Source organism: uncultured Cedecea sp. (assembly GCF_947498825.1).
Taxonomy (GTDB): domain Bacteria; phylum Pseudomonadota; class Gammaproteobacteria; order Enterobacterales; family Enterobacteriaceae; genus JGM124.
On record NZ_CANMLV010000009.1, the window covers coordinates 104497 to 129349 of the forward strand.

22 protein-coding genes and 2 pseudogenes are annotated in these 24853 nt (G+C 45.1%); 17 read left to right on the forward strand and 7 right to left on the reverse strand.

All coding sequences use genetic code 11. The features are described 5' to 3' along the window. Positions 1-242: 242 nt before the first annotated feature. A complete protein-coding gene (gss, locus tag Q1A40_RS11905; RefSeq protein ID WP_300000336.1) occupies positions 243-2126 on the reverse strand; it encodes a bifunctional glutathionylspermidine amidase/synthase in 1884 nt (627 codons plus the stop codon). A gap of 420 nt (positions 2127-2546) precedes the next feature. On the opposite strand from gss, the gene cbpA reads away from it, so the two are divergent. Continuing rightward, positions 2547-3464, forward strand: coding sequence for a curved DNA-binding protein (gene cbpA, locus Q1A40_RS11910; protein WP_300000338.1), 918 nt, complete (start codon positions 2547-2549; stop codon positions 3462-3464). After that, the gene (locus Q1A40_RS11915) at positions 3464-3778 is read left to right on the forward strand and encodes a chaperone modulator CbpM (protein ID WP_300000340.1); all 315 of its coding nucleotides are present in this window, start codon (positions 3464-3466) and stop codon (positions 3776-3778) included. Before cbpA ends, Q1A40_RS11915 begins: the two co-directional genes overlap by 1 nt. A 74-nt stretch (positions 3779-3852) precedes the next feature. Here Q1A40_RS11915 and Q1A40_RS11920 read toward each other — a convergent pair whose 3' ends face one another. From Q1A40_RS11920 to Q1A40_RS11930, 3 genes are all read right to left on the reverse strand, one after another. Beyond that, entirely contained in the window at positions 3853-4848 is a 996-nt protein-coding gene (locus Q1A40_RS11920) for a LacI family DNA-binding transcriptional regulator (protein WP_300000421.1), read from the reverse strand. A 121-nt stretch (positions 4849-4969) separates the two neighbouring features. Next, positions 4970-5734 carry a gluconate 5-dehydrogenase gene (gene idnO / locus Q1A40_RS11925; RefSeq protein ID WP_300000342.1) on the reverse strand — a complete coding sequence of 255 codons (765 nt, stop codon included), beginning with the start codon at positions 5732-5734 and terminating at the stop codon, positions 4970-4972. Between the two features lie 645 nt (positions 5735-6379). Beyond that, complete coding sequence (locus Q1A40_RS11930; RefSeq protein ID WP_300000344.1) at positions 6380-6862, reverse strand: helix-turn-helix transcriptional regulator; 483 nt, start codon at positions 6860-6862, stop codon at positions 6380-6382. A 456-nt stretch (positions 6863-7318) separates the two neighbouring features. Between Q1A40_RS11930 and Q1A40_RS11935 the strand changes: the two genes are divergently transcribed. From Q1A40_RS11935 to Q1A40_RS11965, 7 genes are all read left to right on the forward strand, one after another. After that, positions 7319-8116 carry a winged helix-turn-helix domain-containing protein gene (locus Q1A40_RS11935; RefSeq protein WP_300000346.1) on the forward strand — a complete coding sequence of 266 codons (798 nt, stop codon included), beginning with the start codon at positions 7319-7321 and terminating at the stop codon, positions 8114-8116. Beyond that, entirely contained in the window at positions 8100-8588 is a 489-nt protein-coding gene (locus tag Q1A40_RS11940; RefSeq protein ID WP_300000347.1) for a hypothetical protein, read from the forward strand. The genes Q1A40_RS11935 and Q1A40_RS11940 overlap by 17 nt, the downstream gene beginning before the upstream one ends. A 281-nt stretch (positions 8589-8869) precedes the next feature. Next, positions 8870-10321: an amidohydrolase family protein gene (locus Q1A40_RS11945; RefSeq protein ID WP_300000349.1), complete on the forward strand. Its 1452-nt coding sequence runs from the start codon at positions 8870-8872 to the stop codon at positions 10319-10321. A gap of 186 nt (positions 10322-10507) precedes the next feature. Then, positions 10508-10825, forward strand: coding sequence for a YtcA family lipoprotein (locus Q1A40_RS11950; RefSeq protein ID WP_300000351.1), 318 nt, complete (start codon positions 10508-10510; stop codon positions 10823-10825). 3 nt (positions 10826-10828) lie between these two features. Further along, complete coding sequence (gene mdtN, locus Q1A40_RS11955) at positions 10829-11878, forward strand: multidrug transporter subunit MdtN (protein WP_300000353.1); 1050 nt, start codon at positions 10829-10831, stop codon at positions 11876-11878. Then, positions 11862-13754 (forward strand): FUSC family protein, encoded by a 1893-nt coding sequence (locus tag Q1A40_RS11960; protein ID WP_300000356.1) that lies wholly within the window; start codon positions 11862-11864, stop codon positions 13752-13754. Before mdtN ends, Q1A40_RS11960 begins: the two co-directional genes overlap by 17 nt. After that, the gene (locus Q1A40_RS11965; protein WP_300000358.1) at positions 13751-15253 is read left to right on the forward strand and encodes a TolC family protein; all 1503 of its coding nucleotides are present in this window, start codon (positions 13751-13753) and stop codon (positions 15251-15253) included. Before Q1A40_RS11960 ends, Q1A40_RS11965 begins: the two co-directional genes overlap by 4 nt. Here Q1A40_RS11965 and Q1A40_RS11970 read toward each other — a convergent pair. Then, a complete protein-coding gene (locus tag Q1A40_RS11970) occupies positions 15207-15497 on the reverse strand; it encodes a hypothetical protein (RefSeq protein ID WP_300000360.1) in 291 nt (96 codons plus the stop codon). The two genes, Q1A40_RS11965 and Q1A40_RS11970, sit on opposite strands and share 47 nt — an antisense overlap. Positions 15498-15604: 107 nt before the next feature. Between Q1A40_RS11970 and kduD the strand changes: the two genes are divergently transcribed. The 3 genes from kduD to Q1A40_RS11985 all read left to right on the forward strand — a co-directional run bounded on the left by kduD (position 15605) and on the right by Q1A40_RS11985 (position 18698). Further along, a complete protein-coding gene (gene kduD / locus Q1A40_RS11975) occupies positions 15605-16366 on the forward strand; it encodes a 2-dehydro-3-deoxy-D-gluconate 5-dehydrogenase KduD (RefSeq protein ID WP_300000361.1) in 762 nt (253 codons plus the stop codon). A 263-nt stretch (positions 16367-16629) separates the two neighbouring features. After that, positions 16630-17337: an amino acid racemase gene (locus tag Q1A40_RS11980; protein ID WP_300000363.1), complete on the forward strand. Its 708-nt coding sequence runs from the start codon at positions 16630-16632 to the stop codon at positions 17335-17337. A 194-nt stretch (positions 17338-17531) separates the two neighbouring features. Beyond that, on the forward strand, positions 17532-18698 hold the full coding sequence (locus tag Q1A40_RS11985; RefSeq protein ID WP_300000365.1) for an MFS transporter: 1167 nt from the start codon (positions 17532-17534) through the stop codon (positions 18696-18698). Between the two features lie 270 nt (positions 18699-18968). Here Q1A40_RS11985 and Q1A40_RS11990 read toward each other — a convergent pair whose 3' ends face one another. Further along, on the reverse strand, positions 18969-19904 hold the full coding sequence (locus tag Q1A40_RS11990; protein ID WP_300000367.1) for a LysR family transcriptional regulator: 936 nt from the start codon (positions 19902-19904) through the stop codon (positions 18969-18971). Between the two features lie 113 nt (positions 19905-20017). On the opposite strand from Q1A40_RS11990, the gene lysA reads away from it, so the two are divergent. Further along, entirely contained in the window at positions 20018-21280 is a 1263-nt protein-coding gene (gene lysA, locus Q1A40_RS11995; RefSeq protein ID WP_300000369.1) for a diaminopimelate decarboxylase, read from the forward strand. A gap of 75 nt (positions 21281-21355) precedes the next feature. Then, complete coding sequence (locus Q1A40_RS12000; protein ID WP_300000371.1) at positions 21356-21856, forward strand: GNAT family N-acetyltransferase; 501 nt, start codon at positions 21356-21358, stop codon at positions 21854-21856. On the opposite strand, the gene galR is transcribed toward Q1A40_RS12000, so the two are convergent. Beyond that, on the reverse strand, positions 21798-22811 hold the full coding sequence (gene galR / locus Q1A40_RS12005; RefSeq protein WP_300000373.1) for an HTH-type transcriptional regulator GalR: 1014 nt from the start codon (positions 22809-22811) through the stop codon (positions 21798-21800). The genes Q1A40_RS12000 and galR overlap by 59 nt on opposite strands. A 515-nt stretch (positions 22812-23326) precedes the next feature. Here galR and Q1A40_RS12010 point away from each other — a divergent pair. The 3 genes and pseudogenes from Q1A40_RS12010 to Q1A40_RS12020 all read left to right on the forward strand — a co-directional run. Continuing rightward, positions 23327-23644 (forward strand): annotated as a pseudogene (locus tag Q1A40_RS12010) (helix-turn-helix domain-containing protein); the annotation flags it as partial. Positions 23645-23766: 122 nt separating this feature from the next. After that, positions 23767-24582: pseudogene (locus Q1A40_RS12015) on the forward strand (RNA-guided endonuclease InsQ/TnpB family protein); the annotation flags it as partial. Between the two features lie 77 nt (positions 24583-24659). After that, positions 24660-24845, forward strand: coding sequence for a hypothetical protein (locus tag Q1A40_RS12020; RefSeq protein WP_300000375.1), 186 nt, complete (start codon positions 24660-24662; stop codon positions 24843-24845). Positions 24846-24853 lie beyond the last annotated feature (8 nt).

Genomic DNA, 24853 nt, shown 5'->3' on the forward strand with positions numbered 1-24853 from the left:
GCGCTACAATACATCTTTGATATCTATACCCGTCATACTTCAAGTTGCTTGGGCTTTGCCTGCGTCCAGCCCGCCGAATCACATAGTTTATCTATGCTCATCGACGGGCTGAACTGGGAGCCTACAAGCAACTCGAATTATTTTGGGCATATGCTTAGTATTGCATGGGTATGGCTTGAATGGATCCTACCAAAGAATACAGAGTGTCTTTTTTCATTGGTAGGATATGTAAACAGTATCAATTATTTATTATATAAATCGTCTTCATCTTCAATAATCCGCAATGGATCAATATCACTCTCTTTTTTGATAACTAACCCTTTTTCTGAACGCACACAGACGCCACCATAATGACCGCCAACGGTGAAGGCGCACAGTTGAATGTAGCGTTCGCCTACTTTAGGCAAACACCAAAGCTGTTGATAAATATTTTTCTGTGTATCAAATTTACCCGAGGTTTCATCCAACACCTTATCATCATGATTAATCAGGCCGATATTATTGCCGCAGCGCCCCGCGATGGGTTTAACGGCATAACCTGTTTGCTCCAGTTCTTCATTCAGGGCAAAATCGGCATCCAGTAAATAGCGGTGGTGTGGGAACAAAGACCATAGTACGGGCAGGATGGCCTTATTACTTGGGATAACTGTCCAGAGCGGTTCAAAAACCATCACTTCCGGGCGGAGCAGCACATCTATCAGACGTATGCGATCTTCAGGGTGCCCGGTACGGATAGGAACACCCGCATGTTCAGCTTCACTTTCTTCTCGTAACTGATCAAATGCAGTTTCCCAGGCCCAAGTTTTCCAGACACAATTGACCGGGCGCCTGTCACCATCGACTAACTGCCCAGTTGTGTCCCAGTGTAGCTCTTCCAGACCATGAATAATTTTGCTTTCGAAACCGGCTTTAGTCAGTGCCCGTTGCATAAATTGTGCGTGGTAGCTCTCTTCGGCATCATTATCCTGAAGTATATGTACAAAAGAGCTGGCATCGCTATGCTTCCAGGTACTGGCCAAGAGCTCTAATAAATATTTACCGGGGTCTTTACCAGGAATATGACCGGCCTGTTTTGCCCATTTACCTAATATTAGCCCTGTTTCAGCATGGCATGAGGCAGAATCTGCGTTATATTCATAAACTTTCAGGCCGCGCTCATCCATACAGAAATCAATACGCCCGGTAATCATATGATGGCGGCGGCGCTGCCATGACAAGCGTAGTCTTGGCCACAATGCTTCTGGAATATCAAACAGAGCCAGTAAATTATCATCTTTCATCACCTTGTCAGTTGCGTGTAGATACATCAGATGCATTTCATTGGTCGCATGGATCAGCTCTTGTTCGGCACTGCGCGAAATCGTCAGGTAGCGGTAAGGATTTTCATTAATCGTGCAGCCATCATTCGCTGTGATATATGTCTGCTCCAGCGTATCCTGAGGATTGAGCCAGGTCTCGTCAAATTGACCCTGACGAGGGATCGATATTTCATGGATAGCGAGATAGTGCGCAGGTACTTCTGGTTGAGGCAGGCTATAGCGGGTATCGTTAGTCTGGATCATCCAGCCCAGGAGTTCAGTATCCTGTAACGTATCCTGAATAAAGTATTTTCCATCCAGCTGTTGTAATGGCAACTCCCGCGTCCATTGCTGCCCTTTCGGGAGAGGATGATGGATGACATTTTGTTCGGCAATACGCACTTTGTCACTCAGTACTTGGGTGATAATAGCGACGTGCCCGGTTTCAATAAATTCACCGCCTTCCTGCCAGATAAGCAGCGCACCTTTTTGAGGAGGACGTTTACTGCCATTGGCAAATGCCTGGAGGGGTAACAGGTTATCATTCACGACTTGGCGCAAATAGCGCAGGGAAAATATTTCATAAGCCATTCTGACATCTGTCAGAATCGTACCGTAATTGAGATAGAGAAAGCGGCGTGCGAACTCAACACATTGCCACTTATAACCCATATATTCTTTGTCCAGATAGTGGCGAAATGAAGAGTCATCCAGCCGGTCTGCATTTTTCAGAGAGTCATAATCAGAAGAGTAAATGGCTACACCGCCTGGAGCATAACCTAACAATGTACCGAAGGGAGCATGCTGTACTGTACTTTTCTCACTCATAGAAGGAGCCTTACACAAAGATGGCTGTCACGGTAACCGTGGAGATAAAAATCAATCTTAAAACCACTCACCTTTTCCTGTTGGTTGTTGGCTGACAAGAGAAGGCCAATGGAAGGATGGCCGAGTGTTTGTATTGAGCACCTGACCTTTAAGAGAATAGCATGTTAGCCTGAATCGCTATTTGACCGGGTCGATATCTGGTATCTTATTAAAATAACATATTGATATTACGAAATTATTTTTTTGTTAAACGAGATGCTACCACCTGATGTACTTTGCTCGGCCTGCGTGTTTTGTATGGCTGGCAACAATACTTCAGTGGATATTATTCTCATTACATAGTCTCATTTGTCCTACACTAAAGGACGAATTCGATACTGATAACTTGTTCTTTCAATCAGAGGTATGCAAGATAACATTATGGAATTAAAGGATTATTACGCCATTCTGGGTGTGGAACGAACAGATAGTCTGAAGACAATCAAGACAGCTTACCGTCGTCTGGCACGTAAATATCATCCTGATGTCAGTAAAGAAGTAGACGCAGAACAACATTTCAAAGAAGTTGCTGAAGCCTGGGAAGTACTCAGTGATGAGCAACGCCGTGCTGAGTATGATGAGCAATGGAAATATCGCAACGATCCGCGCTTTAGCCAGCATAGTCGTCAGGGGCAGCAAAACCAGCGCTATTATAGCCAGGATGATTTCGGCGATATTTTTTCCTCGATGTTTGACCGCAGAGGTGGACAGCAGCAACGTACGCGTGGGCATGATTTTGAAATCGAAGTGGCTGTTTTCCTTGAAGATACGCTCGAAGCTCATAAACGTCCGATCAGTTTTAAATTGCCTGTCTATGATATGTTTGGGCGAGTGGTACAGGAAACGCCAAAAACGTTGAATGTGACTATCCCGGCAGGGGTCGTTGACGGGCAAAAAATACGTCTTAAAGGGCAGGGGACAGCGGGTACGAATGGAGGACCTAACGGTGATTTATGGATGATTATCCGTATCGCTCCACATCCGCTGTTCAATATAATCGGCCATGATCTGGAAATTGTGCTGCCACTGGCGCCCTGGGAAGCTGCTCTGGGGGAAAAAATTACCATCCCAACGCTGAAAGACAGTATTCGGTTAACAATACCTGCCGGTAGTCAAGCCGGGCAACGTTTACGTATTCCGGGGAAGGGATTGGTGAACAAGCAGCAAACGGGTGATTTATATGTAGTGATTAAAATAGTTATGCCGCCTAAGCCAGACGATAAAACAGCGGAATATTGGAAAAAACTGGCTGAAGCGCAATCATCCTATGATCCGCGTGAAAAATGGGGGAAAGCATAATGGCAGAGATGACAGTAATAACCCATACAATCAGTGAGCTTTGTTCTTATACCGGAGTATCGGAAGAGGATCTGTTGGAGATCGTCGGACTGGGCGTTATTGAACCGCAACTGACACAAAACGAACATTGGATCTTTGCTGAAAATGATGTGGTTATTGTCCATCAGGCCGCTCGTCTGTGCCGTGAGCTGGCACTGGATTGGTCAGGTATTGCTATCGTGCTGAGTTTGCTTGAAAGCAACCGTTCTTTACATAATGAAAATATTCAACTAGAGCAGCGACTGGCAAAATTTATTTCAAGCGATCTGAGCTAAACCTTTTTCTGTACCGATGTGATGGCAGTCTACTGGTATGAAGACTGCTTTGTTTCGCCTGTCTCTTGTTCAGGTTAGATGGTTTCACCCATAAAAATTTGATAATCGAGAGAGACCGTTTTTGCTGAAAAGTAGGGAGCCGCTATTTTTTTTAATAATAGTTCTGCGGCAGTATAACCAATGTCATAGCGAGGAGTGATCACGCTGGCCATTGTGGGATACATTTCACGGCTGATATCCAGTCCATGAAATCCGGCAATGGCAATACGCTCTGGAACGGGGATTTTTTTCCGTAAACACCAAACCAATGCGCCAAGCGCTAAATCATCATTGGTACAAAAAACGGCATCGAGGTTAGGATAAAGCGCCAAGGCATTTTCCATCATCTCTGCGCCTAATTTCTGTGAAGAGACTACCTTCGGGTTAACACGGCGAGCTTCCGCTCCTCTTTCATTCATTGCACGGCAATAGCCTTGATAACGCTCTTCATCTCGTTTGTCATTTCGTGAACCAAAGTAGACAATCCGCGTACGTCCCTTATCAAGTAGAATACGGGTCATATCGTATCCGGCATTAAAATTACTAAACCCAACTTGCATATCCAGACAACTTCCTTCGGAATCCATCACTTCAACAATGGGAATGCGTGCAGCGCGCAGATATTTTTCGGCCCGGAGTGTATGGTTCTTTTCTGTCAGTAAAATGCCATCAATATTATAAGAAAGTAGATTGATAATCTGTTCTTCTTCGATCAGTTTATCATAGTTAAAATTTCCAGTAAGTATTTGATAATTACCAATTTTAGTTGCTTCTTCAATACCGCTTAATAGATCGGCAAAAATTTGATTTTTAAAAGAAGGAATTAACACACCCAAAGTGTAACTCTTGGAATTAAGTAACATTTCGGGAGCACGATTAGGGATGTAATTAATCTCTTCTATGATTTTTGCGATTTTTTCCCCCGTCTCCGGGGCGACGCGATCAGGCGTTCGCAAGTAACGGCTGACAGTCATTTTAGTCACACCGGCCAGCGTGGCGATATCCTGCAACGATATACGGTGAGATCTCATCATTACCCTCTGCATAAGAAGCGATTAATTTTTGCTCCGGACATATAGTCGCCGCGCTGGTTGTACCGAACAGCTTAAGAGCCTATCCCATTAGGCTCTTAACGTTGCATAATATAAACTTTTATACTGCCACGCGCATTCCGCCATCGACAAAGAGTAAATGCCCGTTAACAAAGTCAGAAGCTTTGGCAGAAAGAAAAACAGCCGCGCCAATCAACTCTTCAGGATCTCCCCAGCGTGCCGCTGGTGTTCGTTTACATAGCCAGCCAGTGAAGGCTTCATCATCAGCCAATGCTTGGGTCATTTCTGTTTTAAAGTAGCCAGGGGCAATACCATTCACCTGAATATTATAACGAGCCAGTTCAACACACATTCCTTTAGTGAGCATAGCGACAGCGCCTTTTGATGCCGCATATGGCGTGATAGTATCGCGCCCAAGCTCGCTTTGCATTGAGCCAATATTAATAATTTTTCCTTGTTTACGCTCAGTCATTTTACGGGCAACAGCCTGAGCCACCAAGAAAACGCCGGTTTGGTTAATGGCAATAACCTCATTCCACTCTTGTTCAGGAAACTCCAGGAATGGGTGGCGGCGTTGGATCCCGGCATTATTCACCAGAATATCAATTGGGCCGATATTCTGTTCGATATGCTCAATAGCCTGATTGACCTCAGCCGACTGGGTAACATTAAAAGCAACGGCATGAGCCTTGAAACCCAGTTCTCTCAGTTTTATCGCTGCACGGTCAGCACCTTCCTGGGTTGTGGCATTAATAATGACTTCAGCCCCTGCCTGCGCTAACCCTTGCGCTATCAAAAAGCCAATACCTCTGGCGGAGCCGGTTATCAGCGCTCGTTTGTTATCGAGAGAAAAAAGCATTGTCATTATGAGTCCTCAGAAGGGGTAAGTGATATACGGAAATTTTCCTGAGGTATAAAAGCGGGAATTTACTAACAATTATGCGATCTGAATCACTAAAAATGATGTTACTTAACTTATGTTACGCATAACGTGAGCAAGATTGTTTTTTATGAGGCAGAGGGAGTGTGGATTTTTAATTTTCTATCTGTTTGTTATAAGAAAGATTTTTTTATTTGCGAATGGCGGCAATGGAAGAGTTATCAAAAAATAGTACTTATGAATCATTTTTATACTAAACACGGTTTTAAATCATTTGAAAAATCGCTACAACAGATTTTAATCATAGAGAGGTTTTACAGGAGACATATCAGTGTAACTCAGCCGTTAAGCGCTTTCCCGGATGATGTGACATAATTCAGAGGGGAGAATGACTCATATTACAGTACTGTCTGTCCTGATTTATAATAGCCAGGAAGCGGAGATTCAGTTAGATAATTTTTCGGGGATGATTATGCTAACAGTACATTATGACAGAGGGCGAAGAAGAGTAAAAAATCCTGCAAAAAGGACCAGTCGTTTATCAGGATAGTTTTGACTCAGCTACAGAAACGTCATTCGAAAAATTATCTGTATACAGCCTGTCGAGCGACGTTACTGTATTATTCTTATCTATTTTGTTTGCAGAAGTAATTTTTGAAAATCAATTCTATTTTCACAACCTAATTTCTTCATAAGATTACGTCTATAGGTATACATCGTTTTACTTTTAATGTTCAGCTGTTTTGATATTCTCTCATGGCTAAATCCCTTATGTAACAGGGTCAGTATTTCCTTTTCTCTTTTAGTCAACGCCATACTTGAGCGATAAATACCACTTTCATTCTTAAGCATAAAATAACTAAGAATATCTTTGAGACTGGATCTTTTATCCAGGACAGGTATTTTACCAAAACTATCAGCACTTAAAGAGGACAGATCGTTAGAGGCAAAGGCAATAATTTCTTTATCTCTGCTTATAATTTCATGCATGTCATCTTTAGAGATATGATCGAGATCAAGAATAGTGAAGTAATCGTTTACGAACTCTTTGCTTAGTAGGTTTTTTAATCCAAAAATGAAAAAGTTATCATTTGAACAAACGGATTTTTTCATATCTATTATTTAATCCTTTTCATTTTACACTTGGATTTAAGGCAATAGCTCACGCATCCCCCATAAATTGAAGGGCAATTTATTTTGAGCGTTTATTTAAATACTATCGTCGGTACTTAAATAAACTCTCAAGTGACTGTTGAGTGATAGCCTGACTCTTTCTTTTTAATCAAAGACTGCATGTAGTTAATCAGCTCTTGAGTCATTACTAACATAGCTGGATTATATGCATTTCTTGATTTCGTATAAATTATATTGCCTCGATAATTTTTTGGCTATTTGTATTGATTTTAACCATTAATACGGATTTAAATTCTGATTTATAAGTTTTTATAATATTTTTATAGAGTTTTATGCCAAGACTTCTTGTTTTAAAATTTTTTATTTTAAGTTGATATTTGGCTATAATAAGGCTGTCTAGCTGCTTGTTCAGCAGCTTCACACAAGGATTATAGAGTGCACTACATTATTCAGAATGCAATCCGGTTTGATCCGGCTGACTATACTCTTGAGCAAACTCATGAGCCGCATACAGTCGTTACTTTGACGGTAACGATGTCTCGTCTCCTATTGTTTTTAGTTGAAAAACATGGGGAAAATGTGACTAAAGACGATATTCTCAGTCAGGTCTGGGAAGCGCATGGGCTACGGGCGTCAACAAATAGCTTAAATAAGTATATCTCTGATCTTCGTCAGATGTTCAGAGCCTTAGGGCTGGAAGATGAAATTATTGCAACTATTCCTAGAGTCGGGTTCTCTATCTCAGGTGCCATTGTCATTTCAACAGTGAGCAGAATGGAATCTGAGATTGTTCCTATTGTGTCAGCAACGCCTTTGGAAGAGCGCCGTGATGGGCTGCGAACTTACCAGTATGTTTTTTTATTTATTGTGGTTTTATTTTTATCCGGGCTACTGTTTTATATTTTTCACCCTAAGGACAGCGATGAGGATATTTATACCACTACTCAAAAAAGCTATCCTGTGGGAATGATTGATACATGTCCTGTTGTATCTCTAAAGCCCGTTGCAGATAATCTTAAAGCAAGAAGTATAGAAATTACTAAGCATATTTTAGCTATGCGTGGCAGGTCTTGTGGAAATGAAATTCAGTATTATATTTACTTTTCAGAGGATGTCATTTATCACCAGCGGGGGCGTGTCTTTTTAGCTGACTGTGCGATGAAAGACCCAAAAATGGGATTGATAACATCTTGCATTAATTTTTATGGTGCTGACTATGATACGAATGATTAATGATAAAAAAATATTTCTATTGGTTGGCTTCGTAGTGATCGCTTTATTGATTTTTTTGTTCTCTGCATCTAAAAAACAAATGGAGGGGGACGTTTATTTTCACTGTGCGACATCATTTCAAATGAAATATAACAAACCCGAATTTATCGCGAAATTAAATATTTTTTTACAGTTGCAGAGAGATGGTCGAGGGATTTTTGATATTTCAGGGAAGGTCTATTCTCAAGGTGAAACATTCGATGTGGCAAGGACTTATCATTTTATCCATCAAAGGGAAGGGGGAACAGTCTATCATCTCACAGATATAAAAACTTCACGGCGTAATTATGAGAGTGTTGATGAAACATTAATGAACAGCTTGTTTTTTAGTGCCACGCAGAAAGAGGGACGTTATTTGCGAATGACTAAAATGGAAAATAGCTATATTATTGATAATCTTCATTCCCCTGTCTTTGTCTGTATCGTTAGTTGAATTCAGAAAAATGACGGATTGCACATGGTTTTTTCTGTAACAATACGCCAGGATAAATTAGCTGTTACCTGAATATTGTTCCAGGTCTGCCACCATAAAATTAAAATTTTTCTACCCTCTATATGTCAGAATGTCTGTTCTCTATTGGTAGACATCATCCCGACAGCTTCTATAGTAGTAATGGCATTATGTGCCAGAGTAAGATAATCATGGGTTGTACCAGTGGGCTATTATCAAGTGAACGATAATTTTAAAATCAATGCCATAAGGAGTTCAGCCTGATGTCAAATACTGCTGCGAATCACCTCCACAGCCACGAGCATGATGAACCTTGTTTGTGCCATAGCAAGGCATTTCAGCGTATTAATACCGTCCTGACTAGGGAAGCGATTAAGGCGCCGCCAATCAGTTCTGCAGCGGTTAAAATGGCTATTCCCGGTGCGATATCAGCAAAGGGTCAGAACACCGAAGCAACAGGGTCCGTGAAAGTCTTTATCAATGTGCGGGTATTTGATGGCGTTTCTGACAAACTCAGAGATGGCTTACAAGTCATTGTTGAAGGCAATAAAATCAGTGCGCTATTACCTGCCGAAACAGCATTACCTGAAAATGCTGAGGTTATTGATGGTCAGGGAGGAGTATTAATGCCCGGGCTGATTGATGCCCACTGGCATGCCATTATGGCTCGTCCGTCAATGATGACGGCGATGACCGCCGATTTTAACTATATTCAGGCACTGGCTATCGCCGAGGCACAGGCAACATTACTGCGCGGCTTTACTACCGTCAGGGATATGGGGGGGCCGGTATTTGGTTTGAAGCGTGCGATTGATGAGCAGGTAGCCGTCGGGCCAAGAATTTATCCTTCAGGCGCTTTTATTTCACAAACGGGTGGGCATGGCGATTTTCGTCTTCTGCATGAAGTTCCACGTGTTGCGGGGACACTCAGCTATATCGAACAGATTGGCATGACCGCTCTGGCAGATGGGGCAGACAATGTCTTACTGAAAGCCCGCGAGCAGTTGATGAGAGGGGCCTCGCAAATCAAATATATGGCCGGGGGGGGCGTCTCATCGCTGTATGATGGAATAGATGTGACCGAGGGGTCTGTTGCAGAGATCCGTGCTGCGGTTAGCGCTGCGGAAAATTTTGGCACTTATGTGACTGTTCATGCTTACACGCCGCGTGCAGTACAAATGGCTATTGAAGGCGGTGTAAAATGCATTGAGCATGGACAAATGCTCGATGAAGAAACGGTTAAAATTATTGCTGATAAGTCGTTGTGGTGGAGCTTGCAGCCGTTTTTGAATGATGAAGATGCGGTACCAACAGCGACTCCCGCTTCGCAGGCAAAGCAGCGAGTCATGTCAGAAGGTACTGACAATGCTTATCAGTTGGCGAAAAAACATAAAATTAAAACCGCCTGGGGAACCGATACTCTGTTCAATGAGCATCTGGCGACACGACAGGGAGCACAGTTAGCGAAACTTAAACGTTGGTACTCGCCGTTGGAAATCCTGAAAATGGCGACCAGTACGAACGCTGAACTTTGTGCAATGTCGGGTCCGCGTAATCCTTATCCAGGGCAGCTGGGAGTGATTGCGGAGGGCGCATTTGCTGATATGATTATTGTCGCAGGCGATCCTTTAGAAAATATAGATTTAATTTCCCAACCAGAAGAATCTTTCAAACTGATTATGAAAGAAGGGGCTATTTTTAAATATACCCTGTGATATAGCCAAAATAATTCAAGTTGCAGTAAGGCGGCAGAGAAGGGTGCCTGACGAACCCACGAGAGTCAGTGATTTGGGTGCGCAAATGCCGTCAACACAAATGCAACTTGAGCTATGACGGATATACTCAGTCGCAGGCTAAAAATTACAGATGTTATTCAGGGAGTTGAAATAATGGAACATAAGATGATGGAGTTTCTGAGGCCGTGTTTTTCAGCACTGCTCAGAAACTCACTGCGTCATCACCCGTTAATCCTGGTGACTATCAGTACCTTAGTGCTGACAGGATGTGTGCAGGTCGGGGCTCCGGCCTTTACGCTCCTTGGATCCTTTATTCCTTACTGGATGGTCTGTGCGGCAGTAGGCTTGGTGGTTGCTATCATCGTACGGATCATATTTATTAAAACCGGTATTGACGATGTCATGCCTCTGCGTTTGCTGGTTTATCTTTGTCTGATGCTTACGGTGTCATTCATCTCGGCTTTGCTCTTCTTTATGGGCTAAAAAATGGACAATACTCATTCATCAGGGTCGAAATCTAAAATAGCTATTGCTATTGGCATTATCATTGTTCTCGCCGCTATTATCTCAGGATGGTTTATTTTGAGACAAAGTGCGCACAATCCGATGTCGGAAGATGCGGTTATCGGTAGCAATGTTGTGAGGATCAGCAGTGAAATTCCTGGACGTATCGCGTCCATTAATGTTGTGGAAAATAGCCGGGTTAAAAAAGGCGATCTGTTATTTACTATTGACCCCTATATCTACCAACTGCAAGTCGAACAGGCACGCGCTGACTTGAAAATAGCGGAAGCCGCTATGGATACACAGCATCGTACCGTGATTGCTGAACAATCTAATTCGGGTATCACTAATGATCAGATAACGGCAGCGCGTACCAATTTGCAGCTGGCAACCCAGACGCTGGCTCGTCTGCAGCCGCTTGAAGCAAAAGGCTATGTGACCAAGCAACAAGTGGATGATGCCACGACGATAAAACGTAATGCTGAGGTAATGTTACAGCAGGCATTAAAGCAATCGGTAGCAGCCGAAGCTTTAGTCAGTAATACCGACAGTACCGAAGCTTTGGTCAGTGCCCGTCGTGCTGCGCTGGCGATAGCAGAAAGAATGCTGGCTCATACTGAAATACGCGCCCCCCATGATGGACTGATCGTTGGACTCAGAACCTCTTCGGGTGAGTTTGTGGTGCCGGATCAGGCTATCTTCACTTTGATTGATACACAGCAATGGCATGCTGCGGCTTACTATAGGGAAACCGAGCTTCAGCATATCAAAATTGGCAATTGTGCCATGGTGTATGTTCTGGCCGATCGCAGTAGAACCATGAAAGGGCGAGTACAAGGCATTGGTTGGGGCGTGATGTCAGAAGATCAGCTGAATATCCCGCGTAGCTTACCTTATGTACCTAAATCATTGAATTGGGTGCGTGTGGAACAACGTTTCCCGGTAAGAATTGTGCTGGATAATCCGCCGCCTGACTTAATGCGGGTGGGGGCAACGGCTGTCGCTATTGTGCGAAATGACAATGATTGCTGATAATCTGGGCCACTCTATGTTTCGCCAGGTCAAGGCGGATCTGCGCTATTTTCCTGGCCGCTTTGCAATGGCATGGCGCATTGGTGCCTTAACGGCGCTGATGAGCTTTGTCGCGATGTTCTACGGTATTCCTGAGTCTGCTATCAGTTGTTATCTTATTTTGTTCATCATGAAGCCAGATGCAGTAACCAGTATGATAATGGCGGTGGCTATTATCATACTGGTTACTATTGTCGTGGGCTTAATTATTTTGATTCTGCCGATGACCCTCGAATATGGTCCTCTGCGCATGACAATATTGATAGCCAGCTCCTTTTTCTTTTTATGGCTAGGTTCGGCAAGTCAGCTGGGAGAAGTCGGCAGTATTATCGCCTTGGTTATCGCTTTTATTATGGGGCTGATTGGCTTTGCGCCTACCGGTGAAATAGCAACCCGGGCAATACTTTATGCCTGGTTGATGACTGCCTCACCGATGCTACTGTTGTTTATCTTTAACTATCTTTTTGGCCGTTCACCGGTGATGCTGGTTTATGAAAGCCTGACGGAACGTTTGCAAATTGCTGCTGCTGCATTGCGCGATCCGGATGTCACTCAGATAAGACAAGTACGCTTGCAGTTACTGGATGATCAGAATGACCTGGCACAGCGAGCGATGTTTGTGAAGGTATTTCATCTTGGACGAGGCGCTGAAAATAAGTGGCTGCCGGCGGCGGTAATTAACAGTTATCGGGTATTAATGGCAGTCTCTGAACTGGCCGAAACGTTACCTGAGCCGATACGTCTGAAAATGGCCGACTGGTGCAGCAGTGCAGCACAACAACTGGCAGTGAAACGTATGCCCGCTTTGCCCGAGTGGTCGTCTCAGGAGCTGAATAACGAGATTGCTGATGCTTTAATTGCATTTGCGACACCTGATGATAAGCCCCTGCCAGCAGGGATAAAAACGCCTTTCTTCGCACCGGATGCACTGACCAATCCGGTTCACCGTTATTTTGCCTTAAAAACCACCCTGGCAAGTGTGATTTGTTATCTCACCTATACCCTGCTTGACTGGCAGAGCATTCATACCGCCATGATAACCTGCTATGTTGCGGTGCTTGGTACGACGGGAGAGACGGTACATAAGTTAGTACTACGCATTACCGGATGCCTGATTGGTGCCACGATGGGAATGTTATCGCTTATCTTTATTGTTCCCGGTATGGATGATATTGGTCAGTTAATGATTTTAGTCTTTATCGCACTGCTTCTTTCGGCTTGGATCTCAACCGGAAATGAGCGCATTGCGTACGCCGGAATTCAGGTTGGGCTGGCTTTTCTGCTGACGGTGTTACACGGCTTTGCTCCCAGTGATGATTTGGATGTTGCAACCGGGCGTATTCTTGGTATCTTGCTGGGAAATGTGGTTATTTATGTTATCTTCACCCATCTATGGCCGGTGGGTATTGTTGACTCCGTCCGTTCCAGTATTCGAAACAACTTAAAAGATTTATCAATTCTTTCTGAATTACCGTTACAGGCCAGAATGCAGGTAACCTTGCAGGCCGCCCGTATCGAACAGTCAATTGCCAGAACAATAGAATCACTCCGCTTAGTTCCTTTTGAACCTAAAAACTTACGTCCATCAACCGAGGAATATCAGCGGTTAACGAAAATATTACTGGAAATAGACGTGACTTGTCGGGCGCTATTCTTACCGATGGCGAGGGACGAGGCCGATAAAGAGAGACTAAAAGCGTTGTGCATAAGTCAGTCGGTATCACTGGAAAAAAACGAAAATACCGGAGTGGTCGATGCTGAATTTCCGCCTGAACCTTTGGTTGTGCAAGATGCCCTGAAACGCAGTTTAACCAGACTTGAGGGGCTTCTAAAATGAAGGGACCCATGGTGCATATGGATAAAAAAATAACCGCAAAGAGACTGCTGATAATCATCATTGCTTCGCTGCTGAGTGCCTGTGTGGCAGACTCGTCAGAACGTGCCCCCGCGTCACCTTCGACCCCCTGGCAGCCTTCAGGGCAAACAAGTCAGGCGGTGGCCGATTCATTTTCAGTCCCTGAAAATAAACAGATCCTGGAGAGTCCAGTCTCACCCCAAATTAAGCAAAACCATGCTTACTCACTGCCGGAACTCATTAATATTGCTCAGTTAGAAAATCCGGATACGCGAATCGCCTGGCAGCAAGCGCGTCAGGCTGCTTTAGCGGTGGGCTTAAGTGAAACATTATTCTTGCCGATGATTTCAGCCAATGTGATAGGTGGTTATCAACATACTCGCACCCCCTTATCGTTGGGCGTGCTTGGGCACAATAATCTGGAAACCAATACTCATGCGGTGATCCCTGCGTTAGTACTACAGTGGTTGGTGTTTGATTTTGGTCAGCGCAGGGCATTAACCAATGCTGCCGAGCAGGTATCATTCGCGGCTAATATTGGTTTCAACGGTATACATCAAAAAATCATTTATGATGTTACCCGGACTTATTATCAATATGGTGCCGCTCAGGCCCGTTACAAAAAAACAGAAGAAATGCTGCAAAACAGCAAAAATATTCTCGCAGCCGCCGAGGCGAAAAGGCAGCAGGGTATCGGTACTTCGCTGGAAGTGGCGCAAGTGACGCAGCTGGTGGCTCAGGCGGAGCTTAATCGTGTTGTTGCTCAAGGTCTGCAACGGGATGCTAAACAGGCTTTACTCGCTTCTACCGGTTTGCCTGCTAACTCAAAACTGGATGTTGATACCCCTGAATATAAAGTCCCCTCGCTGAAAGTGATTCATCCCAGCCAGAAGATGGTAGAGCAGGCCCTTGCCCGTCGTCCGGACGTACTGGCCAGCTATGCTCTGGCCCAGGCTGCGAAAGAAGGGATTACCGCCGCAGAAGCCAGCTATATGCCAAAAATAGTTATGGCGGGTGGGCTGGCCCATGCACGTACCCGTTTTGATATTCAGGGGCTTCCAACGATCGGACCGCAAACCTCATCATCAAATATTCTGTTAGGTATCAGTTTGCCTTTATATGATGGCGGAATGCGTGCGATACGTGTCCAGGAAGCGCAGTCTCGTGCTGCCAGTGCGCACGAAACTTTTGAAAAAACGCGTGAGATGGCGGCGCGAGAAATTGTGGTATCTGGTGATGCCCTGGAATCAGCAATCGCCTCTAATACCGCTGCAGCTAATTTAGTTAAAACGGCCTTAATCACCTATGATGCTGCGTTTGATGCCTATAAGCACGGCGTCGGCACGATTACGCTGGTGAATGAAGCGGCGAACAATCTACTGCAGGCTCAACAACTTGAGATTGATGCCCGCACATCCGTGTTGGTTGCCGTCGCTAATCTGGCGTTTGTGATGGGAGAGATGACTCAACCTGTTCTCTAATCAGATAGCCTGGCTGAATGTTTCTTGCTGAAGCAGGGCATTCAGTCAGGTCCTCATGTGTTATTTGTAGCCAGTTGATAAATAATTTCTTTTTTAATGTGTTAAGGCTGTTTCTGCCAAGGGAATCAGCATCTTTTTTCTGCTTTACATGGCAAGTGTAAAGCTCAAAAAAGAAACCATGAAATAAAAATAAAACAACCGATCTGTTTAATTGAAATGCAGTTTCAAAAGAAATATCATTCATATTCACTGATCTCTATTTGTTATTTTATTGTCAGATAATAGAGCGTCATCCGGTCTCTTCATCTCACAGATAAGGCCTTAAACAGAGGCCCAGCAAAGGAAACTCTTATGATTCTGGATTCATTTTCTTTAGCGGGTAAGGTCGCGGTAGTTTCAGGTTGTAACACAGGCTTAGGCCAGGATATGGCTATTGGTTTGGCTGAGGCGGGTTGTGATATTGTCGGGCTGAATAGATCAGAGCCGACAGAAACCATTGAGCGAGTTACCGCTTTGGGGCGTCGTTTTCTGAGTCTGAAAGCAGACTTAAGTCATATCGATGGTATTTCGGTGCTGTTGGATGCCGCAGTTGCTGAATTTGGCCATATCGATATTCTGGTGAATAATGCCGGACTGATTCGTCGTCAGGATGCGTTAGAATTCAGTGAGCAAGACTGGGATGACGTAATGAATGTGAATATTAAATCCGTCTTCTTTATGTCCCAGGCTGCGGCGAAACATTTTATTGCCCAAGGAACGGGTGGAAAAATCATTAATATTGCTTCTATGCTCTCTTTCCAGGGAGGAGTCCGTGTTCCTTCTTATACTGCTTCCAAGAGTGCCGTTATGGGAGTGACACGTTTACTGGCAAACGAATGGGCAAAACACGGTATCAACGTGAATGCCATTGCTCCAGGTTATATTGCCACTAATAATACCCAACAACTGCGTGAGGATGAGCAACGTAACGGCGAAATTCTCGATCGTATTCCGGCTGGACGCTGGGGAAAACCTTCTGATTTTAAAGGACCAGTGGTCTTTCTTGCCTCTTCTGCCTCAGACTATGTTAATGGTTATACTGTGGCTGTTGATGGTGGCTGGTTATCTCGCTAAAAATAAAGCGTCGCTTGAATACAGGCATGCTTATACCCGTCATACTTCAAGTTGCCTGGGTGTTGCCTGCGTCCGGCCCGCCGAATCACAGAGTTTATCTGTGCTCATCGACGGGCTGAACTGGCTGTCTACAAGCAACTCGAATTATTTTGGGTATATATAAAAACTCTGATAATAATTAGTTCAAGGTAATTGCAGGCCTGAAAGTGCTTTGATAGCCTCTTAATTTGTATAGAAACCGCGTCATAATAAAGGTGAATACGATGAAAACAATCGGACTGTTAGGCGGTATGAGCTGGGAATCAACAATTCCATATTATCGACTCATTAATCAAGGAATTAATAATCATTTAGGTGGCCTGCATTCGGCGAAGATTTTACTGCATAGCGTTGATTTTTATGAAATAGAAGCATGCCAGGTAACAGGTGCATGGGATAAAGCGGGTGAGATACTGGCTGATGCAGCTCTGGGGCTGGAAAAGGCAGGCGCTGATGGCATCATGCTGTGTACTAATACCATGCATAAAATTGTTCCACATATTGAAGCCCGCTGCTCGCTACCTATTTTGCATATTGCCGATGCTACTGGCCAGGTGATTCATAATGCCGGGTTAAGGCAAGTCGCGCTGCTGGGTACCCGTTATACAATGGAGCAAGATTTCTATCGTGGGCGACTGAAAGATACCTTCGATATAACCTCACTTATTCCCGATGAAATTCAGCGTATGAAAATTAATCAGGTTATCTTTGATGAACTCTGTCATGGCATTATTCATCCGGCATCAAAACATTACTACCAGCAAATTATTAATGAGTTGCAGGAGTTAGGCGCCGAGGGGGTTATTTTCGGTTGTACTGAAATAGGGATGTTGCTCAGTCAAAATGACTGCTCAATACCGGTTTTTGATACCACAGCCATTCATGCCCAGGCTGCGGTCGACTTTATGCTGAGTGAGTCACCTCGACGGTGATTTACTACAGTCATCAGTTTCCTGACCAATACTACCTGTGTTATAAAACCGTGAGTAAAATCACGTTTTAGCAACATTGTTTGCCGGTTATTCAGGGCGAGCAGAAGGGTTAAGCGCTAAAACACGCAGATCTTAATCCAGGCGGACAGGCATCAGACTACCGCTTTTTCATTGACTGAAATCGGGGGAATTCTATGCCTGTTTCTTTACTGGCGCTGGCAATCAGTGCCTTTGCCATTGGCACCACTGAGTTTGTTATTATGGGTTTACTGCCTGAGGTGGCCGATAGTCTGAGTATTTCGATACCGACAGCGGGCTGGTTAATCAGTGGATATGCATTAGGAGTGGCGATTGGCGCTCCGATTATGGCGTTACTTACCGCACGTCTCCCACGCAAGTTATCATTAACGCTACTGATGATTATTTTTATTGTCGGTAATGCATTGTGTGCTATTGCCTTGAGTTACGAGTTCCTGATGCTGGCGCGTATTATTACCGCCCTTTGTCATGGTGCCTTCTTTGGTATTGGCGCTGTGGTCGCTGCGAGTCTGGTTCCGGAAGGACGCAAAGCTTCAGCCGTGGCGTTGATGTTTACCGGTCTGACACTGGCAAATGTGTTAGGTGTACCGTTAGGCACCGCTTTTGGTCAGCTATATGGCTGGCGAGCGACCTTCTGGGGAGTTGCGGCTATCGGTATCCTGGCTTTTATCTGCCTGATAGTCAGCTTGCCGACACAAAAGAATGCTGAAAATACCGATATTAAAGCAGAGATTAAAGCGCTGGCGAATGGCAAGCTTTGGTTATCTCTGTGTATGACGGTCTTTTTTGCCGCGGCGATGTTTGCCTTATTCAGCTATATTGCCCCGATGCTGTTAGATATTACCGGTATCACCTCTGAAGGAGTGAGCTGGACACTGTTTTTGATTGGTGGCGGTCTGACTATCGGTAATATCCTCGGCGGTCGACTGGCCGACTGGCGGGTTTCATTCAGTTTACTGTTGAGTTTCAGTCTTATTGCGCTGTTTTCGCTGCTATTTCGCTGGACCAGCCATGATACTTGGCTTGCAGAAATTACGTTATTTTTATGGGCTGTTGCGACTTTTGCTACTGTACCTGCGCTGCAAATTAATGTCCTGGCCCATGGCAAAAATGCACCTAATTTGGTCTCAACGTTGAATATCGCTGCCTTTAACGTTGGCAATGCTCTCGGCGCCTGGGTCGGGGGCGTGGTCATTGAGGGTGGTTTTGGTCTGACAGTCGTACCCGTTGCGGCAGCCGGTCTGGCGATTATCGGCTTGATTGTCTGTCTGATAACCTTTAATAGTACAACGCGTCAAACCCGGCCCGTAACCGAGTCGTAAATTTTCTATCAGATGGCGCATTAAGCGGGTATTTAACGGATAAATGCCCGCTAGATGTACTCATCCATATCGTGTCAGAGGAAAGGTAAACTCTGGTCTGATTAGGGGATCAGGCGTTTACTACCGTAAAAAAGGGAGCAATTCAGCCATTAATGGCTCCGGACATTTTTCTGTTACGAAGTGACCTCATTGATGAAGCATACCCCTCGATCCTGACTGCACCGCGGTTTAACCAGCAATATGATCCCGGCGATCGCCTTCATTCTATGTCTATAGCTCTTTCTCTTCATCAAGCAGGGCATCAAGAGAATCAGAATACTGATGACTGTATTTTTGTAAGTGCTCACTAAAAGCATTAACCAGCGCAGAGGCAGGGCGATGTAGAGGACGAATCAAACTGACCGTGAAGGGAACTGATTCACTGAAACGTTTTACTACCAGTCCCTGTCTCTGATAGTCCAGCGCTGTCAGGGGATTAACAATGGATATCCCTACACCCGCCTTGACCATGGCACATACCGACGCTGCGCTGTGGGTTTCAACGACCATACGCCTTTTAATGTTGAATTCCTGAAATAACGAGTCCAGTAACTGGCGGTAGCTGTCTGTTGGTGACAAGCTGATATAATTTTCTGCTGCAAAGTCCTGAGGGATCAGTTCCTTTTTACTCGCCAGTCGATGCCCGGCAGGCAGAACGCAGACTTCATTGAGCGTGAGTAAGGTCAGGCGTTCAGTTCCCGCAGGAGTTAAGGTATTTTCGGTTAAACCTAAATCATGTCTTTGAGCAGAGAGCCACTCTTCAAGCAGCGGCGATTCCTGGGGAATAATATTCAGACTCAGGTCAGGATAGCGGCTCAGAAAGGGCTGGAGTAAGTGCGGCAGAAATGACTGAGAAAATACTGGTAAACAGGCAACAGAAAGTTCGCCCTGACGAAACTCGCGCAGGCTTTCAGCCGCATTAAGAATACGGTCCAGGCCATACCAGGATCGTTGTACCTCCTCAAATAATCGCAATCCTTGCACCGTCGGATGTAAACGCCCCCGGCTACGTACAAATAATTGTAAATCAATGAGTTTCTCAAAGCGTGCCAGTTCCCGGCTAATGGTTGGCTGGGAAGTGTGCAGCAGTGATGCGGCTTCGGTCAGATTACCCGCAGTGATGACGGCCCGAAATATTTCAATATGACGCAGAGTAATGGCTGGCATAGAGTTCTCCTTTTGCCTATATCATATTTGAATAGACTGACAAGAAAACGATATTTTTTATCGTATATTAATTGTGGCGTAATACTGAAAACCATTTTTTATTGGAGTTCACTATGCCTCGTCTGTTGACGGATACCACTACAGCGCTGAATGCGCAGAGTTTACTGACCCTGGTAAGCGAATATGGCTGCCCGGTCTGGGCTTATGATGCAGATATTATTCGCCACCAAATTGAACAATTACGTCAGTTTGATGTGATTCGTTTTGCGCAGAAAGCCTGCTCAAATATTCATATCCTTAAACTGATGCGTGAGCAGGGCGTTAAAGTGGACTCTGTTTCTCAGGGGGAAATTGAACGCGCTCTGGCCGCGGGCTACCAGCCTTTAGAAAACCCGGACGATATCGTTTTTACTGCTGATGTGATTGATGACGCGACGTTGGCGCTGGTCGCAGAGCATAAAATTGCCGTCAATATTGGCTCTGTTGATATGCTGCATCAGCTTGGAGCGGCATCACCGGGTCATCGGGTCTGGTTACGTATCAATCCAGGTTTTGGCCATGGTCACAGCCAGAAAACCAATACGGGTGGTGAGAACAGTAAACACGGTATCTGGCACACTGATCTGCCGCAGGCTTTAGAAGTGATGCAACGTTACCAGCTACAGTTAGTTGGTATGCATATGCATATCGGCTCTGGCGTTGATTATGGGCATCTGGAACAAGTCTGTGGAGCTATGGTAAGCCAGGTGATTGATTTTGGTCAGGATCTGGAAGCTATCTCGGCAGGTGGTGGATTATCTATCCCTTATCATATTGGTGATGAGACTATTGATACTCAACACTATTTTGGTTTGTGGAATGCTGCCAGGGAAGTGATTGCTTCTCATTTGGGCCATCCAGTCAAGCTGGAAATTGAACCCGGTCGCTTCCTGGTTGCTGAATCAGGTGTGTTGGTTGCCCAGGTTCGGGCAGTCAAAGAGATGGGGTCACGTCACTTTGTGTTGATTGACGCCGGATTTAATGACTTAATGCGTCCGTCTATGTACGGTAGCTATCATCATATTTCTGCACTCCCTCATGATGGCCGTTCCCTGGAGTCTGCCGGACTGGTTGAAACGGTAGTTGCGGGTCCGCTTTGTGAATCTGGCGATGTTTTTACCCAGCAAGAAGGCGGTAAGGTAGAGACCCGTCTGCTACCTGCGGTTGAAGTCGGTGACTACCTTGTATTACATGATACCGGGGCTTATGGCGCATCGATGTCTTCCAATTACAATACCCGTCCATTATTACCTGAAGTCTTGTTTGATAACGGCCAGGCACGCCTGATTCGCCGCCGCCAGACTATTGCCGAGCTCCTGGCGCTAGAGATTCTGTAATCTTCCCGAGATACCGCTACACTTCTGTTATCTGACTGGTAAAGATGCCTTTACCAGTCGTTATTTGAGGCTACTATGCAAATTATCCCCTTATATCAGGCTCCGCATCACGCTGAACAGGTTACTGACTGGATATGGCAAGAGTTTGGAAGCGCCGATAGCCGGGATTTTTTTGCTTCTGTCGTGGCTTCAAGCCAGAAAGAAGGGGCACTTCCTCTGACATTTATTGCCCTTGAGGGGGATAGATTACTCGGTACTGTGGGATTATGGCGCTGTGATCTTATCAGTCGTCAGGATCTCTGGCCCTGGCTGGCAGCTCTTTATATTGATGAAAGTCAGCGCGGCAAAGGACTGGGTGGAAAACTGCAACGCCATGTTATTCACTATGCGCGTGAATGTGGTTTTGAAACGCTCTATCTCTATTCAGCCTGTAAAGACTATTACGAGCAGTTTGGCTGGTATTATATCGGTGACGGACTGGACTATCCGTCGCATAAGGTCCATCTTTACCAGCGAACTACGGCTTGTGGTGATTGTTCATCAGAACTGAATGACGACGGACCAGCGTCGGTGTAAACATATGCGTCACTTCCGGTAACGGCGTATTTTCGGCCAGCGCGAGTGCCAGTTCAGCGGCTTGTGTTGCCATATTAACTATCGGATAACGGACGGTTGTCAGGCGCGGACGTGTATAACGCGAAATTAAAATGTCATCAAAACCTATCAGTGAAACCGCATTCGGCACATCCTGGCCATTATCGATTAATACCCCCATGGCACCCGCAGCCATCGAATCGTTGTAACAAGCTATCGCAGTAAAGTTTTTACCGTGGCTTAATAGTTCGGTCATCGCCAGTTCGCCGCCACTCTCATCGGGCTCACCGTAGGTTATCAGCCGCTCATCGGCAACAATATGATGTTCATGCAAGGCATCAAGATAGCCCTGTAAACGTTCTTCGGCGTCAGAGATTTTATGGTTAGAACAGAGATAGCCTATTTGGCGATGGCCTTGCTGAATAAGATGTCGTGTTGCAAGCCAGGCACCATAACGATTATCAAGTGCGATACAACGTTGTTCAAAACCGGGAAGAATACGATTAATCAATACCATTCCAGGTATTTGTTCCATTAAGGGAATGAGTCGGGCATCAGGCGTTTTCTTGGCATGAACTACCAGGGCCGCACAGCGATGACGTATAAGCTGTTCAATCGCCTGAGTCTCTTTTTGTTCATTATGATAGCCATTGCCAATCAGCAAGAAATTACCGCTATGGTAAGAGACCTGTTCTACTGCCTTTACCATCGCACCAAAAAATGGATCTGAGACATCACCCACCACCAGTCCAATGGTTTTAGTATTTTGCTGAGCAAGTGCACGGGCATTCTCATTGGGATGATAGTTCAAGGACTTCATGGCATGATTAACTGCCTCACGAGAAGCAGCACTGGCTTTCGGTGAGTGATTTATGACACGGGAGACCGTGGCGACCGAGACTCCGGCAAGTTGTGCTACATCCTTAATTGTCGCCATTAACTACCTTTTTATCCGCGAGATGTTTCATTGAGGCCCAGTGTTGCGGAAATTGTCCCTTACTTCAAGAAACTCACCCTCAGGCTGCTTGATAATTCACAGTATTAAGATGATAAAAGAAAAACAAGTTCAATAATTAGTCTTTTTTTGTTTGTTTTTTAGCTTCTCGTCAAGAATATATTGCAAGGCAAACCTTTGCTTACATTTTGCAGCCCACTGTTTCTATTTACCCATAGATGAAGTCTGCATCCCACTGCTACAGTTTAAATCCCAGAGGTATTGATTGGTGAGAATTCTTGATACTCAACTGAGTACAGTTCATTTGCACCAGCCTGCGCAGATGCGCAGGCTTTTTTTTGCCTGCATTCCCCGCTCTGCGTTTTATTTTTATCGGGAAGCGTCGTAAAACCCCGTCCTTTTAGGTCGGGGATATAAGGCGTGCCGTTGACCTGCCAGCCAACAATTTATTGATCTTCTTCAATGCATTTTACATTTTATGGTGTATTCTGTAAGTCATAAAACGTGCATACAAATACAGATTCTATCCAACACCCGATCAGATTGAGCTTTTGGCTCAGACGTTCGGGTGTGTGCGTTTTGTCTATAACAGCATTCTTCGCTGGCGTACTGACGCGTATTATGACCGTCAGGAAAAAATAGGTTACACACAAGCCAGTTCACGATTAACCGCACTGAAAAAAGAACCTGAATTTACATGGCTCAATGACGTTTCTAGCGTGCCTCTACAGCAAGCCTTGCGCCACCAACAAACCGGATTCTCTCACTTCTTTGCAGGCCGTGCCAAATACCCGACATTTAAAAGCAAGCGTCATATACCCGTCATACTTCAAGTTGCTTGGGCGTTACCTTCGTCAATCCTGCCGAATCACATAGTTTATCTATGCTCATCGCCAGGATTGACTCTGCGCCTACAAGCAACTTGAATTATTTAGGGTATAAACAGTCCGCCACGCTCACCGATGCCGCGTTTAAATACCGCGACGGCAAGTTGTATATGGCAAAGAGCAAAGCGCCATTAGACATACGCTGGAGCCGTGAATTACCGTCTACGCCATCGACTGTAACCCTTTCCAAAGATGCTGCCGGACGATATTTCGTGTCCTGCCTCTGCGATTTTGAACCTGCATCACAGCCGATGAGTTCGAAAATGGTCGGCATTGATGTTGGTTTAAGAGATTTGTTCATCACTGATACTGGGAAAAAATACGACAATCCCCGTCACAGCGCTAAATACGCGGCTAAACTTGCGCTACTCCAGCGCCGTTTAAGCAAAAAGGCGCAAGGCTCAAAGAACCGTGCCAAAGCCCGCTTAAAAGTTGCCCGTATTCACGCTAAAATTGCCGATTGTCGTTCGGATCGCCTCCACTGGCTATCCCGCAAACTCATTAACGAAAACCAAGTTGTTTGCGCTGAATCCCTCGCAGTAAAGAACATGATCCGCAACCCAAAACTGTCCAAAGCGATAGCAGACGCGAGCTGGGGTGAATTCATGCGCCAGCTTGAATATAAAGGCGAATGGGCAGGGCGTAGCGTGGTCAGAATTGACCGCTTTTTCCCGTCCTCAAAACGTTGCCATTGTTGCGGATATATATATAAAGCATTGCCGCAAGGCGCTGAACATTGGCACTGTCCTGAATGCGGCACAGACCATGATCGTGACGTTAACGCGGCTATTAATATAAGAGCGGTCGGGCTGACCGTGCTAGCTTGTGGAGAGTCTGTAAATCCTGAACCGCTTAATGCGGCTTAGGTTCGACTCCGCGAAACAAGAATCCCCTTCCTTTAGGGAAGGGAGTGTCAAATGTCCCTTTTTCGAGAGCGTAAAACATGGTGTACTCTGTGGGCCGAATGCTGTTACTGACTCAAAGACTCTCCTTGCAGGCTATTTTATTTGCCATTTTGTCTCTGGGTGGTGCTCAGAATCCTCACGTACCGGGTGGTACGCCGGGGTTCTTCCGCGCTGCTCGTGGACAAAATCGCAGTAGCAATGATGCCAGGCGGGACAGGCTCTAACGATAATA